The following is a 16663-nucleotide window of genomic DNA, read 5'->3' on the forward strand; positions in this document are numbered from 1 at the left end:
CCAACCTGCGGGACAACGTGGACGAGATGTTCGAATACGCTCTTGATGGCCCAACGGATGCCACGGCAGAGTACAAGTCCACCTGCAAATTCTCGGGCTCTGGCGAGACCGACGTGGTGTGGTTTGACGCCGACCTCCCGGGTTCGATTCGCGGCAGGGCACCGTGCGAGGCCTATGACGACGGCCGCTGCGATCAGTACTTCGTGACTCTTGATCCTGCTGAAATCAACAAGGGAACCAACGACGAGGCCGACACAGACAAGACCGTCTGCCACGAACTAGGCCACACCGTCGGACTAACCCACGGCTCAGGCGGGGGCGACGGCGGAGCCGATGACTGCATGATCTCAGGCGAACGGCCCAGCACGAACAGTCAATACGAACGCTATTCAGGCCACCACAAGGAGCACATCAATGCTTGGTTCTAGTAACTCCATCTGCTTCCCTCACAGGATGATGATCGCTTTGATCGGTTTGGTCCTGGTCGCCTCCGCCTGCGGCGAGGGAAGCGACAACTCAGCGGGTTCTTCCCCGGGCCATGCCACCGACTCTGGTGCTCTCGTCTCGGTGATGCGCAGCATTGGCGAGAGCCTCGACTACGGCCTCCATGACTCGCCCGCCATCCTTGGTGACAAGGCGTCACTGACCGTGATCGGGACTGTCGCAGACGTGGCTGACGGCCGCGTGTTCGGCGTCGGTGAAACACGGGACACCGAGCCAGCGTTTCTGAACCTGACGCTTACCGTGAAAGTGGAAAGCGTCCTCGGGGGCGACGAGTCGCTGGTTCAGGACGGTCTCGTGTACATCGAAATCGCCCGTACCAAGGAACTCCCGGTAGAGACCTTTCAAAGAGCTGTGCCTGTGAACCAGCGGCTGGTTCTCTTCCTCGATGACTACACAGAAGGCCTCACGCCTTTCCGGGTCGTGGAAAAGGCGTCATCGATTCCTGACGGAGCACCCGTGCTCTCGCCCTATGCCGACGGCTTTCTCATTGAGGATGTGTCCTCAGGTGAGCTGATCGGCGGTTTCGACCATCTCGATGAACTGCCTCCGGCCTGGAAAGAAGGAACGGGGACCGTCGACAGTTTCAAAGCCGAACATTTCTCAGGCGGGGAACTGGCTGAGTAGGGCCTCACAGGCGCCCACCCATTCGAACCGCGGCCCGCCCGCTGCGACTTCCCTATAGCGGTCTCCCAGAAATTGCCATCACGGTTGAATTGCTCGGTCTTGTCGTATTTGAGGACAGCTGCCACCGGACCGCCCCGCACACATCTTCGCTGTTTCGCGTAGGGCTGATGTTGGATTCTGGGGTCATGGGCCTTGGGCACAACAACGAGCCTGACCCCAACAGCGCACAGCCCAACCGCTCCCCCAGAAGCCCCCTTTACGGGGTCTTCGCGTTGAAGTTGGGGCCGGGGTGATTGTAGGGGTCCACCACTGAGTGGGGGACCTCGCCGATTCTTGTGCCTGACACATAGTCGAAGAGTCAGGAGGCCCCTGATGGTTCAAGATAGTTCAGCGGCGTGGGTCGGCGCGGCCGGTTTCGAGGTGACCGGTGTTGGCGAGGAGGCTGGGGAGGTGGTGGTGAGTGTGCAGACTCCTGGTGGGCTGCGGGTGTTTTCTGATGGTTGCAGGGGCCGTGCCCGGTCCAAGGGGCGCCGCGAGGTGGTTTTGCGCGATGCACCCTAGGCTGGCGGGCGACCGCTGTGGAGCCGGCCCGATACCACAACTCGGCCTATTGAGCACAAGATCGAAGTACCGGCCCAGCAAGCCCGCCCAAATGTGGGACTGAATGTGGGACAGACAGGAAATTCCGACGACAAATGCCCGTTCACCAGGGATAACAATTGGCGTTCGAATCCTGCCGTGGGCGCTTTGTGATGCCGGGGTTTCCCGGATGCTCCCGTTAGTGCCCGGAGTCCCAGCGTATCCGGAGTTTTTTTCGCTTCGTGGTGGTCTAATACTGATGGAGGTTGTTGACAGTCGGACCTCAGGCCGTTGCGTGCGGCGACTGCAGCGTTTGGCGGGGCGGTAGACCTACGACGGGACCGCCATCGACTCCTGATCGCACAGGGCGTGTACTGTTGTCGTTTGATTGGCGCGTATGTACTCTAGGCAGTTGGCTTGGCAGCCAGCGACGGGCCTGGGCGGCCCTGATCAGCACCGGGAGATTTTGCTATGTCGAAAGTTGTGAGAACGCCGCCGCCGGCGCCGGTAGGTCTCAGCGAGGAGGCCCAGCAGGTTCTGAATGTCATGTCGGAGTTCGCCGGGGTGTCCGAGTCTCCCAAACACGGTGATGATCCGCAGGAATGGGAGAACTGGTCGGCGGCGTGCAACGACATGATCGTCATGGTGCTCGGGGCCCGCGTGCCTGCCGATGCGCCGATTGTGCAGACGGAGTTTGAGCTTGACGGGGTTCGTACGAACGTGTTCACCCCTGAATCGGTGGAGAAAGATGCATCTGCTCCGTTGTACATCGACATACATGGAGGCGGACTGGTGAATGGCGCTGGCGAAGCGTGCGTTGCCTTGACCAAAGGGGGTGCAGTTGAGCGGGACATGGTCACCTGGGCGCCGGACTACCGGATGCCGCCGCACCATCCCTATCCGGCGGCGTTGGACGACTTGATGGCGGTGTACCTCAGGGCGCTTGGCGAGCGGGATCCGAGCGACATCTTCGTTGGCGGAGGCTCTGCCGGCGGCAACCTGGCCGCGGCTCTGCTCCTTCGAGCCAAAGACGAAGGGCTGGCCATGCCGGCGGCCCTTGTGCTCTTGACCCCGGAGGTCGACCTCACAGAGTCGGGCGACAGCTTTCAGACGAACCTCGGGATAGACGGGGTGCTTGGCCTTCTCATGGAGTCCAATCTCCTGTACGCCGACGGCCACGATCTCTCCCACCCGTATCTGTCACCGCTTTTCGGCGACCTTCGAGGGTTCCCTCCCACGTACTTGCAGACGGGAACGCGTGACCTGTTCCTCTCAAACACGGTCAGGATGCACCGCAGCCTTCGAAACGCGGGCGTCGAGGCGGAGTTGCACGTAGGCGATGCAATGCCCCACGGTGGTTTTGGCGGCACTACGCCCGAAGACTGCGAGCTTGCCGAAGAGCAAGACCGCTTCATCGCCCGCCACCGTCGAACGACATAGCGGCCCTGACCAGGACACGAGCGCTTGAAAACCTCGCCGAGGAGGCGCCCAAACTAGCTGCCTGGTGTGCGGTTGGGTGCCGGTGAAGCGTCCTCAGCGCTGCCATCGACGAGGTTTATTGCCGCGACAGAGCGTATGAGTACGCCGGTGAACGCCTCGCGCTCTGCCTCGGTGGCGTCGGGGCGCCGTTGGGCGAAGTCGGCCAGTCCGTGCAGCAACAGCACCGCCGTGAGCGTCAGCCGGTGTCCGAGGTCGGCCATCTGCTCGTTGCCCACCAGGTCGACGAGGGCTAGAGCCACGCGCCGAATGCCGGGCCTCGGCTCGGCGGAGAGCTTGCCTCCGCCTGCGCCCGCGACCACATCTCGCATCAGGTCGGAGTCGCTGGGAAGCCTTGCTGCACTGACGAGCTGTGCCCGAATCCTGATGTAGCAGCGGCCCGACTCGTCGTCGAGAAGGGAGGCGAGGGGCCGAACCAGCACCTCGATGAGGGCGTCTAGCCCCGGCCCCTCGCCGAGTTCGTCGAGCATCTCGGCTCGTCGAGCGTCGAGGCGGGCCAGGTGGGGATCCAGGATCGCCTTCAAGAGCCCGGCCTTGTTGCCGAAATGGTATTGAACAGCCGAGCTGTTGCGTTGCCCGGCTGCTTTCACGACGTCGCCCACCGGCACGGCGTCGACGCCTCGCTCGGCGAATAGGCGCTCGGCGACGGCAATGAGCGCTTCACGGGCGGGTTCGGGCGACCGGGGCATCAGCCGAGAGGATAACCAGCCGAAGCCGTCCCTCTCACCACGGCGGGCCCGCCGCGAGGAGTCGTGATCGTGCCCTCGCTCCTACGAGTCGAGTCCTGAGTAGAACTGGAGCGCCCATTGTCGACCGACGCGGACGTTTCGCTCGACGGCGGTCAGGAGCGGCTTGGGCTGGTAGCGCTTGTTCTCCCAGATGACGATGTCCTGGCTGATGCCGTCGGCGAAGCTGGCGACGAGGCCCTTCAGTGCTGGCTCCCCCAGCGAGCGGGGCATGGTGAACCACCATGTCATCTTCACGTTCTCCTCGTCGGTCGGCAGAAGCGACTGGCCGATGCGCACCGAGTCGCCGATCGAGATGAGAGTGCAGCCGAGGCCGAAGTTCTCGATCGTGAAGCTGCCGTTGCTGTTGTGTCGGTAGGTCCCTTCGACGACCATGTCTGTGCTGGGCAGCGGGGGTGCGCCGTGCACGTATTTGAAGTGATGAACATCGAACTCGCCCTCCGAGAACTCTTGGACAATGGTGGCCACCTCGAAGTTGAGGACCTGGTAGGGCTGCCAGTCTGGGTCCTCGAACTCGGGGAAGAAGGGCACGTCGTAGAACGGATCCCCGCCCTCGATATGGTGCCACGCCCAGATCATCTGGTCGCGCTCGATGATCGGATATGTGCGCACCCTCGCCTTCGCTGGGATGGCCTTGCCCTCGGCGTAGGGGATGTCGATGCAACGACCGCCACCGTCGAAGTGCCAGCCATGGAACGGGCACCGCATGCCGTCGCCGTCGACCTTGCCGCCCACACCAATGTGGGCGCCCATGTGGGGGCAATAGGCGTCCATGAGCCGGGCTTCGCCGCTCTCGGCGCGGAACAGGACGAGGTCTTTGCCAAAGGCGAAGAGGCACTTGTGTTCACCAGGTGCGAGCTCGCGGCACTCGTCGACGACGAACCAGCCATTGGGGATCGGGAACGGATAGCGCTTCTCTCCAGCACCTTCCCGTCGGATCCGAACGCGTCGGCTCAGGTCGGACACGGCTGCCGGGTCGGGCCGCATCGGCCCAACTTCGAACAGGGCCTCCTCCATGCCAGCTCGGACCCCGCTGCCGGGATCGTTAGCGGTAGTGCTCATCGGTCGACCTCCTGGAGGTCCGGCATAGGGTGCCTGCGGGCCTGTTCCTTGTCTCGACTCTTGCTAATGTACCAAGATTACTAAGAAGTTGGCCATGGCGGACGGAGCATATGAGCATCACCGATGACCAGCCGTCGCATCCCTTGCCGGACTTAGACCAGATTCGACACCGGTACCGCACCGAGCGCGAAAAGCGCCTGAGGTCTGACGGCCCCGACCAGTACATCCAGGTAAGGGGGTCGTTTGCCCACTACATCGACGACCCCTGGGCCGACGCAGATTTCGCGCGCCAGCCGCTGTGCGACGAGGTCGAGGTCGTCGTGGTCGGTGGAGGCTTCGGCGGCCTGCTGGCCGGGGCGCGGCTGCGCCAGCAGGGCCTCGACAAGATCCGATTCGTCGATCCGGCGTCCGACTTCGGTGGAACCTGGTACTGGAACCGGTACCCGGGCATTTCCTGTGATGTCGAGTCTTACGTCTATCTCCCCCTGCTGGAAGAGGTTGGCTACATTCCGAAACGCAAGTACTCGTATGGACAGGAGATCCTGGACCACAGCCACGCGATAGCCCGCCAGTTCTACCTCTACCGGGACGCCTGCTTCCAGACCCGGGTCACCGAGCTCCGCTGGGACCACGACGCATCGCGCTGGATCGTGGAGACCGACCGCGGCGATCAAATGAAGGCCCAGTACGTGTGTCTCGCCCTCGGCCAGTTGAGCCGGCCCAAACTGCCTGGCATTCCCGGCATCGAGGACTTCGAGGGCAAGTCGTTTCACACCAGCCGCTGGGACTACCACTACACCGGTGGCGATCAGGAGGGGAACCTCACCGGTCTGAGCGGGAAGCGGGTCGGTGTGATCGGCACCGGAGCGAGCAGTGTGCAGGTGGTGCCCCGCATTGCCGAGTGGGCCGAGCATCTCTACGTGTTCCAGCGGACCCCGTCGTCGGTGGACATCAAGCTCAATCCCGATACCGACCCCGAGTGGGCCGATTCGCTGCCGCTGGGTTGGCACCAGTACCGCCGCGACAACTTCAACGCGCTGGTGTCCGGTGTCCCCCAGGAGGAGGATCTGGTCGACGACGGCTGGACCGACTTGATCGGCAACATCATGAAGCTCTTGCGGGGGGGCGACGGCGCCGACATGTCGCCAGAAGGCATACAGCGCACCGTGGAGCTGGCCGACCTTCAGAAGATGGAGCAGATCAGGGCGCGAGTGGACGAGCTTGTCGACGACCCCGAGACCGCCGAGCATCTCAAGCCCTACTACCGGCAATTCTGCAAGCGACCCTGCATCGACAACGACTATCTCCCCACGTTCAACCGTCCGAACGTGACCCTCGTGGACACGTCGGGCAAAGGCGTTGAACGCATTACGGCGACGGGTGTGGTGGTCCACGGGCAAGAGTACGAGGTGGATTGCCTGATCTACGCCAGCGGTTTCGAGGTTGGAACCCCGCTATCGCAGCGGGGGGGATTCGAGATCATCGGCGGGCATGGCGAGACGCTCATGGAGAAATGGGCCGACGGCCTTCGCACGCTGCACGGCATGCACATGCATGGCTTCCCCAACCTCTTCCTCATGTCCATCGGCCAATCGGGCAACACCGTGAACTACACGCACATGCTCGACGAGCAGGCCACCCACCTCGCCTACATCATCGCCCGCGCCCGCGAGATGGGGGCGGTGACGGTGGAGGCAGCGGCCGATGCCGAGGACGCCTGGGTGGCCGCGTGCCTCGAGAAGGCCAACGCGCGCGGGGGCCTCAGCGACTGCACACCCGGGTACTACAACAACGAGGGGCAAGCCCGTAACCCCCAAAACGGCGCCTATGGCCTGGGCCCGGGCACCATCGAGTTCCTCCAGCTCCTCAGCGACTGGCGCTCAGCCGACAAACTGGCCGGCCTAGAGATCCTAGGTAAGTCATGACGACCGACCAGGCCAGCATCGAAGCGGTAGCCGATCGGTTCTTTGCCGCCTACTCCGCCGCCGATGAAGACGGCATCCGCGAGGTCCTCGCCCTCGACTTCCAGGGATGGACCAGCTCCTTCGGGGGCCGAGAACTCACCGTCGACTCCCTCGTCGAAGGCGCCAAGTGGGAGGCCGACAACGTTGACATGACGCTCGACGAAGTGCGCTGCCATATCACCGACCGCGGCTTCGTGCGCCAGTTCGTGATCCGCTTGACCAGCGCCGAGGGTGTTGCGATCGAGATCCCGGGGTGCATGGTGGCTCTGGTGGCGAACGGGCGGATCACCCGGTTCGACGAGTACCTGATTGCGCCGACCACGGGGCAGGAGTGACCCGCCCAGACCAGCCGTGAGCCTCGGAGAGGAGCCCACCACATGACCGATCCAGCAAATCCGGACGAGACAGCGCCGGAAAAGAGCCTTCTGCGCCGCCTGAGTCCATACCTTGCCATAGCGGTGGTAGCCGCCGTAGTGGTCGTCGTGCTGGTCGTGACCGGCGGCGGAAACGGGGACGACGATGGTGACGACGCGTCGGTCGACACCGCTCCCCCGGCGGTCGATGAGCCCGCGGGCGACGACTCGGCGGACGACGACACCGACGCCGGTGAAGTTGACACCGCGGCCCCAGCGGCCGATGAGCCCGCGGGCAACGACTCGACGGACGACGGCGACGTGATGGGCGACGGTGAGGTCGACACCCCCGCCGCCGACGGCGACACTTCCACTGCCGATTCACCTGAGCCGGTTGAGCCGGCCGAGCCCGAGTTTCCAGGGATCGGGTCCCGGGCAGCGCTGGCCAACCCGCACTGCGATCCGGAGACCGGGAAGATACGGGTTCCCCTAGTGGACGCCCCTCCGTGCGTTCTCGAGTGGCCTGCGGGCGCCGACAATGGTGGAAATACGGCCCCGGGCGTCACCGCTGATGAGATTGTCATGGCGGTGAGGGTGGACGCCGGCCAGACGGAGTTCGTCAACAACGTCGGCAGCATCCCCCGCGGCTGGCTAGACGGCGCCGACATCTTCAACCAGAACTACGAATTGTGGGGCCGCCAGGTCCGACTCGAGTTCATCGATGCGAGCGGATCAACTGAGGTCGCCCAGAGGGCCGACGCCACCCGGGCCGTGAACGACTTCCAGCCCTTCCTCGCCACCGACGCCACCACCACCGGTGAGGGGAAGGCGATCTTCGAGGCCGAGATGGCGGCCCGAGGGGTGGTCGTGTGGAGTACGGGCGTCTCCTGGCAGGAAACCCAGGATCAGGCCGGCTTCCGCTGGTCGGCCCTGGCCGACGACCGGGTGACGATGCTCCACGTGGCCGAGTACATCGGCAAACGCGTCGCCGATTATCCGGTGCGGTGGGCCGGCGACGACATGATCGGCGAGCCCCGGCGGATCGGGATGATCTACACCGACCGGTGGAGCAGGGACTTCATGGAAGATCAGGCTGCACAGAACGGCTTCGAGCTCGTGGAGGCGGTGAGCTACGACGAGGGCGCCGAGAACACGCAGCGACAGGAGCGAGCCCGGGTGATCGCCGCCCGGATGAAGGATGCCGGCGTCACCACGGTGATCGCCGGGACCGACAACTTGTTCACCAGGACAATCACCGCGGCTGCCACCGACCAGCAGTGGTTCCCGGAGTGGATCATCACCGGCTACAGCGGCCAGGACACGGCCTTCTTTGCCCGCGGCTACGACCAGGAGCAGTGGGCCCGCGCCTTCGGGCCGGGTCCGATCGGGTTGAGCGTCGCCGACCAGCCCACCGCGCTTGCAGTGTTTTTCGAATGGCACCACGGCAGAGAGCCGGTCTCGCTGTCCGAGAGATTCTCCCTCTCGACCCTGAAGTGGCCCATGGCGTGTCTCCATCTCGCCGGACCAGATCTCACCGCCGAGAGCTTCACCGAGGGCTGCTTCGCGCTGCCCCCGTCGCTCGGGTCGTACTGCGACTGCGTGACCACCCCAGGCGCAGCCTTTGGCGACGGCCGGCTTCCCTGGACCGATTACACCGGTTTCGACGACATGACCGAGAAGTGGTGGGATCCCGCGTTCGAGCGCACAACGGCGACCGGGCGCGTTGTGGTCGGCGAATACATGAAGGTCGACGACGGGCGCCGCTACGCAGTCGGCGAGTGGCCCGAACAGCAGCCAAGGGTGTTCGATCCGGACGCGGCCCTCGGCATCCTCTACGAATATCCCCCCAACGACACCCCGCCGAGCTACGAGCGCTAGGCGAGCCGACCGCGGAGCTCACGCTCTTTTGGAGACCTCCGTGCTGTCGTCGTCGACCGCAGCCCACAGGCGGTCGTAGGCGCTGCCGGTCCCGACCAGCTCGTCCGGTGGGCCGATCTCGACCACCCGGCCAGCCTCGAGCACGATCGCGAGGTCGGAGTGCTGGGCCACGTTTTGGCGGTGGGTGACGGTGAGGGTGGTGACTCCCAAGGCTCTGATCGCCTCGAGGACCCGATCCTCCATCGGGCCGTCGAGACTGGACGTCGCCTCGTCGAGCACCAAGATGTCGGGCCGGGCGAGCCACACCCGCGCCAGCGCCACGAGTTGGCGTTGGGCGGCGGTGAGGTTGCGGGCCTCCTCGTCGACGGTGTGCTCGTAGCCGCCGTCGAGGCCGGTGAGCACGTCGTGGGCGCCGATGGCGCGCACCGCCCGGTCGATCTCATCGAGCGAGGCGTCGGGTCGCGAGTACGCGATGTTGGAGCCGATGGTGCCCTTGAACAAGAACGCGTCCTGGGGGACGATTCCGAGCCTTTGCCGGTAGGAGCGCGATTCGTGGTCGGCGATATCGACGCCGCCGACGAGGACCCGGCCCGCAGTCGGGTCGTAGATCCGGGCGAGCAGCTTGGTGATCGACGACTTTCCTGCGCCGGTGAACCCCACAAGGCAGGTCACCGCGCCCGACCGGAGCGTGAACGAGATGTCGTCGAGAACGGGACGGGCGGTGTGCGGGTAGGCGAAGGCGACCGCCTCGAAGGCCACGTCGCCATCGAGAGGCCCCGCCTGGGCCGCGCCGACCCGCTCGACCGGCAGGATCGGCGTGTCGAACGGCTCTGCGAGGCGGTGCCAGGAGACTCGGGCCTCGAGCAGCTCGGTGTAGATCGAGCTCATGTACGACAGGGGCTGAAGGGCCTGCTGGGCCACGAGCCGAGCCGACAGGGCGGTGCCCACCGCGACCGTGCCGGCGAGCACCTCGTGGCCCGCGCCCCACAGGATGAGCGCCCCGCCCACGTGGGTGATGAACGCCACGAGCTCCGAGTACAGGTTGGCGATCGAGGTCGCCCACCTCCGGCTCTGGCGCAGCTCCCAGGCATCCTCGACGAACCGGCGATTCGCCTTGTCGATTGCCCCGCAACCCCGCAGCTCGCTGCGCCCGGCGAAGTGCTCCTCGAAGGTGGCAACGGTGCGGCCGAGGTCGTCGCGCGCCCGATTGAAGGCGCGCATGCCCAGGTAGAGCTGGGCGGCGGTAAGGGCGAGGATCACCGCGATCAGGCCGATGATCGTGGGGGTCAGTTGCGGGACGAGGACGATCACCACCACAGCTCCCACGGCGAAGCGGCCCAGGCTCGAGATGAATCGGAACAGCTTCTCGCCCACGAATCCGAGGATTGTGTCGAGGTCGTTGACCACCCGGGTGGCCACCTCGCCCGGCAGCTCGCGGTCGTAGAAGTCGATGCCGAGGTTGGTGAGCCGACAGAAGATGCGACGGCGCAGCAGGTAGCCGATCGATTGGGCGATCTTCATCGACAGGATCCTCACGAAGTAGCCGCTGACGGCGAAGCCGACCCCGACGGCGACCACTGCGAGCCCGATCCCGTAGATGGCGCTCGTCTCGCCGTCCACGGCCGACTCGGTGGCCTGGGCGAAGAGAATCTCGGGACCGAGCCCGGCCAGGGAGTTCACCACCAGCAAAATGAGCACGGCGAAGAGGGTGAACAGGGTGATTCCCGCCAGCCACCGCACCCGGGGCATGGCGTCGACCTGGCATTCGGCGTCGGAGACAATGGGTGCCTCCTCGCTCACCTCAAGCGAGTGCACGACGTCCATCAGCTCGGACGCAACCTCGCGGTCGCCCTGTTGCCCGGGGGCCGCAATGGGGGCGGGCGGGGCCGTCGCGCCGGGTCGGCCGAGCTGCACCACGGTGTCGGCCATCGATGCGGGGCCGGGGCGCCGGGTGATCGCCACGATCGCAGCCTCGGGCAGGAACTCGGCCACCCGGCGGATGATCTCCATCTCGTGGGAGGGGTTGACGGCCGACAGGGCGTCGTCGAGCACGATCACCCGGGGTCGGGCCACCAGCGCTCGGGCGAGGGCCAGTCGCTGGCGCTGCCCGCCCGATAGCGTGAGGCCCCGGTCGCCCACATGGGTGCTCAGCCCGTCGGGCATCCCGGCTACGATGTCGTCGGCACCCGCCGCGTAGACCGCGGCGTTGATCTCGTCGTCGGAAACCATCCACACCGCCCCGAGGTCGAGGTTCTGGCGAAGCGATCCAGAGAACAGCACCGGATCCTCGGAGACGATGCGCACCATCGTGCGAATGGTGGTGACGTCGAGCTCGCCCAGCGGCCGTCCGTCGAGCAGCACCTCTCCGCTCGTCGGTTCGACCAGACCTCCGACCAAGCCGGCCAGTGTGGTTTTACCGGAGCCGGGCGGCCCGTTCACCACCACGATCTGGCCCGGACGAGCCACAAACGACATGCGGTCGATCACCGGGGTGCAGCCAAAGGAGACTCCTGCGTCGCGAAGCTCGATCGACTCGAAACGGCTGGCGGCGGGCCGGCCCTCGGTGGGTCGGGCGCCCAGCGAGAGCACCTCGGCTAGCCGACTCTGGGCGGTGCGCAAGAACTGCCAGGAGCTGGCCAGCTCATCGAGCAACTGGGCGATGGCGATGACGTATCCCGCGACCTGGAAGGTGACGAGGAACACTCCCACCGACAGCTGATCCGCGGCGATGAGCTGCGCGCCAGCCACCAGTACAAGCGCGTTGACGAGGAGGGGAACGGCCTTGAGCAGAATGTCGTAGCGGGCCAGCAGCCGGACCCGGGTCATCGAGTAGCGGTAGGCCCGCAAAGCCGTGGCCCCCAGCCGCTCCCGTTCGTGCTCCTCGCGCCCGAACGCCCGCATGACCCGCACCCCGCGGACGGGCTCGTCGATGGCGGAGGCAACCTCGGCTCGCTCGTTCAGCTCTGCCCAGCTCAACCCCCACAGGCGCACCCGGAACTTGGAGAGGACCCACAGGTTGAAGGGAAGCGCCAGCGACGCGATCACCGCCAGCGGGGGGCTGAGATACGCGAGGTATACGAGCAGGGCGATTGTGGCTGGCGCGAGCGTCACGATGGAGGGGAGGAACTGGATGATGCGCTGCACCATCTTGAGGTCGGTCATCGACCGGGTGACCAGCTGCCCGGTGGCCATCTGCTTGGGCATGCGGAGGTCGGCCCACTGCACCCGGGTGTAGAGCCAGGCCCGCAGGTCGTACTCCAGCTGATAGCCGATCCGGGCTGTCATCTGGCGGCTGGCAAAGCCCACTATGAAGGCCAGCAGGGCCAGCTTGGCAATGTGTGCCACATAGGGCCCGATGGGGGCGGCCTGGTCGACGATGCCGTTGTCCACCAGTTTCACCACCGCCTGGGCGATCATGAGGGTCAAGATGCTGTGCAGGACTATCAAGGCGAGCACGGCGCGCACCGGGCCCCTCTGGCGCGACAGAAGCATCCACACCAGCGACCGGCGCGCCGCTGTGGCGGTGGTGGCCGCTCGCTCCCGCATCGACTCGAGCCTGGTCATGTCGCCCTGCTGGGGTCGGGATCATGCCCCTCGATCACCCCGCCGGATCGCTTGATGGCAGATCGCTCGATGGCAGAGCGAGACCCACCGAGGTAGGAGGCGATCACCGCGGGATCCTCAAGAACCTCGCCCACGACGCCGTCAGCCACCTTGGCGCCGAGATTGAGGGCCACCATCCGATCGCAGATCGACGCCAGCACAGCCATGTCGTGATCGATCACGAGGAGACTCGCGCCGGTGTCGTCGCGGATCTGCTCCAACATCGGCCCGAGTGCCTCCGCCTCACGCTGGGCGATACCCGAGGAGGGCTCGTCGAAGAGGATCACCCGGGGCGCGCCCACTGATTGACACGCCAGATCGACGATCCGCCGGGTTCCGGTGGACAGCTCAGACACGAACTTCTCCCGGTAGGCGTCGAGCCCGAGCACCCCGATCAGCTCGTCGACCTGGTGCTGGAGGCGGTTCTCGGCCCTGCGGACTTCGGGGAATCCGAGAGCGGCGGCTACCGGATCGCGGGAGGCCATGGTCTGGTCGAGGGCCACTTTCAACACATCCTCCACGGTGAGCGATCCAAAAAGCCGGGAGTCCTGGAACGAGTGCCTGAGCCCCAGTAGAGCCCGACGATGGGGCGAGAGGGGGGTTATGTCGCGCCCATCGAGCAGCACCCTTCCCTCGTCGGGGGTCTGGAGGCCCGAGATCAGCTCGAACACCGTGGTCTTCCCCGCGCCGTTCGGCCCGATGAGGCCGACTATCTCTCCCTCGCCCACTCGGAGCGAGACCCGATCCACCGCACAGTTTCTGGCGAACGACTTGGACAGTCCCTCGATTTCGAGCCGCGGCGCGGTGGTGGCCCCGGTGGCGGCGCCCTCCGGCCGTCGCCGCTGCGACGCGTCTGCCGCGGCCCCGCCCAAGAACACCGACCGGAGGACGTCGTCGCGCTCCAGCAGGTCGCTCGTGGGTCCCCGGAAGCGGACTTCGCCCTTCTCCATGAAGAACGCGGTTTCCGCGATTGCCAGCGCCACGTTCACGGATTGCTCGACCACCACGATCGTGACTCCGTCGTCGTTCAAGGCACGCACCACGTCGAGGAGTTGCTCCACCACTACGGGGCAAGGCCCAGCGACAGCTCGTCGATGAGGAGGATCCGGGGCTTGGCCATGAGCGCCATCGCCACGCCGAGCATGTGCTGCTGGCCGCCGGACAGGTTCGCGGCGGGCTCGTTCAGCTTCTCCCCGAGGCCCGGGAACACTTCGAGCACTCGGGCGGTCTCCCGCTCCATGTGCTGCTTGTCGCGGCGGTGCAGCCATCCGCCCAGGTCGATGTTCTCGGCGACGGTGAGGGAACCGAACACGCCCCTGCCGCCGGGCATGTGGGCGATCCCCAGCGCGGCGATCCGGTGCGGCGCCATCGTGGTGATGTCGGCCCCCTCGAACGACACCGACCCGCCGTCTGCTGTCGAAAGCCCGGAGACGGCCCGCAGCACGGTGGATTTTCCCGCGCCGTTGGTTCCCAGCAGCGCCACGAAGTCGCCTTCAGCAACCTCGATGCTGACGCTGAACAACACCTGCACCGGCCCGTACGACACGTCGATCGACCGCACGCTCAACAGCGAGCCGTCGTGATCGTCGCCGATGAGGATGTCGGGGAACGAGAAGTAGTCGGTGGGCGGGGCCTGCCTGCTCGGCAGATAGCAGAACACGCCCTCCGCGTCGCGTCGAGGCGACCTCGACACGGCAACCGGCGCCGAGTACCCGAGCCCGGCGGTCTCGCCGTGGTCGTCGATGCGCTGGTCGGCGAAGATATTGGGAACCGGGATCTGGCGGCGGAAGGCCACGATGGCCAGCAAACGCCGACGGACCTCGTACAGCAGCCCGCCGAGTCCCCCGCGCAGGAACATCAACACCACCAGCAGGCCGACGCCACTGCTGGCGAACAGCCACAGCGGCCGGATATCGGCAGGGATGTCGTCGCTGAAGAACTCGGTGCCCTGGAGGAACACCGCGCCGAGGATCGCGCCCGGCACCGACCCGAGACCGCCGATGACCACCATCGTGAGGATCCGGATGCTCTCAGCGGGAGAGAACGAGCCCTGGCCGAGCGCCTGCTGGTGCAGCGTGAACAGCCCCCCGGCCAAAGAGGCGTAGAAACCTGAGATGGCAAACGCCATCAGCTTGGTCCGGGTCAGGTTCACGCCGAACGCCTGGGCGTTGTCCTCGTTGTCGCGGGCCGCCCGGAGGACCCGCGCTGTGCGGGTTGCCTCTAGGCGCCCCACGGTCCAGATCACGGCAAGGAGCGCGGCGAGGCACACGTAGTAGAAGGCGTGTTCGCTCGACACGTCTATCTGCCCCAAAAGAGGCAGCCGGGTGACCCGTTCGCCGATGTTGTCGGGAAGGAACGTGAACCGGTCTTCGTCGAGGAGGAACGACGCGGTCGCGACCGAGAAGGCGAGTGTGGTCACCGCGAGGAAGAGCCCGCGGATGCGCAGGGCCGGCAGCCCGACGATCACCGACGCGACCGCCCCGACGACCCCGGCCAGCAGCAGAGTGAGGGTGAGGTCCCACTGGTAGTGCACGTTCACCACCGCCGCGGTGGCTGCGCCGATGGCGGTGAAGCCCATATGGCCGAGGCTGATCTCTCCGGACCAGCCGGTGAGGATCACCATGCTCACGGCGATGACCCCGTAGATCATGACTGCCGAAGCGAAGTTGGTGTCGGTGTCGCCGAGCGCGGTCGGCAGCCACAACAAGACGAGGATCAGCGCCAGCTTGGCCAGCCATCCACCCCAAAACACCTCTGGGAGAGAGGCCAACTTGCGGGGGACTTTCTTCACCGACGCGGTCTCCACCTGCGATCCCTCGGCCTGGGCTTCGGCTCGGCCGCGGACCCGCCGCTGGAACAAGAGCACCACGACGACAATCACGAACAGTGCCGGGTCGATCAGCGCCGCGGTGTCCTCGTTCCAGATGATGGCCGTCTCCAGCACGCCGAGGAACGTGGCGCCGACGAACATCACCGAGTAGTTCTCCATCCGCCCCATCACTGCCACGGCGAGCGCCCGCAGGAGGATCGCGGGTCCAAAGGCGGGGCCGAGTGGGAGTCCGAACATTCCCGCCCGCAGCACCATGGCCACGGCGGCCAGCACCGCGGCGATGATCCACACTACGTTCTGGGTTCCCCGCACGTCGATGCCCACCAGCGAGGCGCGGTCTCGACTCTGGGCACTGGCTCTCACCGCGGTGCCCACACCGGTCCGGTTGAGGAACGCAATGAGGCCGAAGATGGTGACGGGCACGATGATCATCGCCAGCAGGTCGTTGACCGTGAAGACAATCGGATCGATCTCGAAAGTGAAGTCGATTGGCGGGCTGAATCTCGGGAAGCGCAGGAGCGCCAATCCGTCCTCGTCGCTGAATAGCGTCGGGATGTAGAAGCCGATGCCGAGCAGCATCTGGGCGAGGCCGATCGTGGCGACGCTGAGGATGATGCGCGGCGCCTTCCAGAACCTGCGGATCACTAGGAACTCCACCGCCGAGCCCAGTGCCATGGCGACCGCGATCGTGATCGGGAGCACCACGAAGTACGGCCAGTCCCAGTCCCTCAGCAGCGACAGGCCAACCGTGGCCGGCACCACTCCCAGGTCGGCCTGGGCGAAGTTGATGATTCCGTTCGTCTTATAGACAAGCGACAGGCCGAACGCCAACAGCGCGGTGAGCGAGCCGACCACCACGCCCTGAACGATCACGCCCGGCGGCGTGGGCCAGATGAACTGGAGCGCGCCGAGCGCAGCGCCCCAGATCACCGCCTGGCGCCCGTGGCGAACAAGAGCGAGCGAGCTCAGCTGGCTCACAGACGCACTCGAAACGCTCGGCGGCGCGCATGGCGAACAGGAGTG

Annotated in this window: 12 protein-coding genes; 7 read left to right on the top strand and 5 right to left on the bottom strand. The window is 65.8% G+C overall.

Annotation, left to right across the window (positions count from 1 at the left end; genetic code table 11):
• The first annotated feature begins 17 nt into the window (after positions 1-17).
• From ACOGXA_RS04655 to ACOGXA_RS04670, 4 genes are all read left to right on the top strand, one after another.
• Positions 18-428, top strand: coding sequence for a hypothetical protein (locus ACOGXA_RS04655; protein ID WP_419926115.1), 411 nt, complete (start codon positions 18-20; stop codon positions 426-428).
• 25 nt (positions 429-453) lie between these two features.
• Positions 454-1128, top strand: coding sequence for a hypothetical protein (locus ACOGXA_RS04660; RefSeq protein ID WP_419926116.1), 675 nt, complete (start codon positions 454-456; stop codon positions 1126-1128).
• Between the two features lie 372 nt (positions 1129-1500).
• Entirely contained in the window at positions 1501-1689 is a 189-nt protein-coding gene (locus tag ACOGXA_RS04665) for a hypothetical protein (RefSeq protein WP_419926117.1), read from the top strand.
• Between the two features lie 489 nt (positions 1690-2178).
• A complete protein-coding gene (locus ACOGXA_RS04670) occupies positions 2179-3147 on the top strand; it encodes an alpha/beta hydrolase (protein ID WP_419926118.1) in 969 nt (322 codons plus the stop codon).
• A 53-nt stretch (positions 3148-3200) separates the two neighbouring features.
• On the opposite strand, the gene ACOGXA_RS04675 is transcribed toward ACOGXA_RS04670, so the two are convergent.
• Together ACOGXA_RS04675 and ACOGXA_RS04680 are read right to left on the bottom strand one after the other, a co-directional pair.
• Entirely contained in the window at positions 3201-3893 is a 693-nt protein-coding gene (locus ACOGXA_RS04675; RefSeq protein ID WP_419926119.1) for a TetR/AcrR family transcriptional regulator, read from the bottom strand.
• A gap of 81 nt (positions 3894-3974) precedes the next feature.
• The gene (locus ACOGXA_RS04680) at positions 3975-5012 is read right to left on the bottom strand and encodes a Rieske 2Fe-2S domain-containing protein (protein WP_419926120.1); all 1038 of its coding nucleotides are present in this window, start codon (positions 5010-5012) and stop codon (positions 3975-3977) included.
• A 110-nt stretch (positions 5013-5122) separates the two neighbouring features.
• On the opposite strand from ACOGXA_RS04680, the gene ACOGXA_RS04685 reads away from it, so the two are divergent.
• Genes ACOGXA_RS04685 through ACOGXA_RS04695 form a run of 3 tightly spaced genes read left to right on the top strand, consistent with a single transcriptional unit; the run spans position 5123 to position 9207 of the window.
• A complete protein-coding gene (locus ACOGXA_RS04685) occupies positions 5123-6937 on the top strand; it encodes a flavin-containing monooxygenase (RefSeq protein ID WP_419926121.1) in 1815 nt (604 codons plus the stop codon).
• The gene (locus tag ACOGXA_RS04690) at positions 6934-7311 is read left to right on the top strand and encodes a hypothetical protein (RefSeq protein ID WP_419926122.1); all 378 of its coding nucleotides are present in this window, start codon (positions 6934-6936) and stop codon (positions 7309-7311) included. Before ACOGXA_RS04685 ends, ACOGXA_RS04690 begins: the two co-directional genes overlap by 4 nt.
• A gap of 42 nt (positions 7312-7353) precedes the next feature.
• A complete protein-coding gene (locus ACOGXA_RS04695; RefSeq protein WP_419926123.1) occupies positions 7354-9207 on the top strand; it encodes a hypothetical protein in 1854 nt (617 codons plus the stop codon).
• Positions 9208-9225: 18 nt separating this feature from the next.
• Here the strand turns inward: ACOGXA_RS04695 and ACOGXA_RS04700 are convergent, their stop codons facing one another.
• Genes ACOGXA_RS04700 through ACOGXA_RS04710 form a run of 3 tightly spaced genes read right to left on the bottom strand, consistent with a single transcriptional unit; the run spans position 9226 to position 16618 of the window.
• Entirely contained in the window at positions 9226-12771 is a 3546-nt protein-coding gene (locus ACOGXA_RS04700; RefSeq protein WP_419926124.1) for an ABC transporter ATP-binding protein, read from the bottom strand.
• On the bottom strand, positions 12768-13871 hold the full coding sequence (locus tag ACOGXA_RS04705; RefSeq protein ID WP_419926125.1) for an ATP-binding cassette domain-containing protein: 1104 nt from the start codon (positions 13869-13871) through the stop codon (positions 12768-12770). The genes ACOGXA_RS04700 and ACOGXA_RS04705 overlap by 4 nt, the downstream gene beginning before the upstream one ends.
• A gap of 2 nt (positions 13872-13873) precedes the next feature.
• Positions 13874-16618 (bottom strand): ABC transporter permease subunit, encoded by a 2745-nt coding sequence (locus ACOGXA_RS04710; protein ID WP_419926126.1) that lies wholly within the window; start codon positions 16616-16618, stop codon positions 13874-13876.
• Positions 16619-16663 lie beyond the last annotated feature (45 nt).

Origin of the sequence: Candidatus Poriferisocius sp., assembly GCF_965208475.1 — a bacterium.
Lineage (GTDB): Bacteria > Actinomycetota > Acidimicrobiia > Acidimicrobiales > Bin134 > Poriferisocius.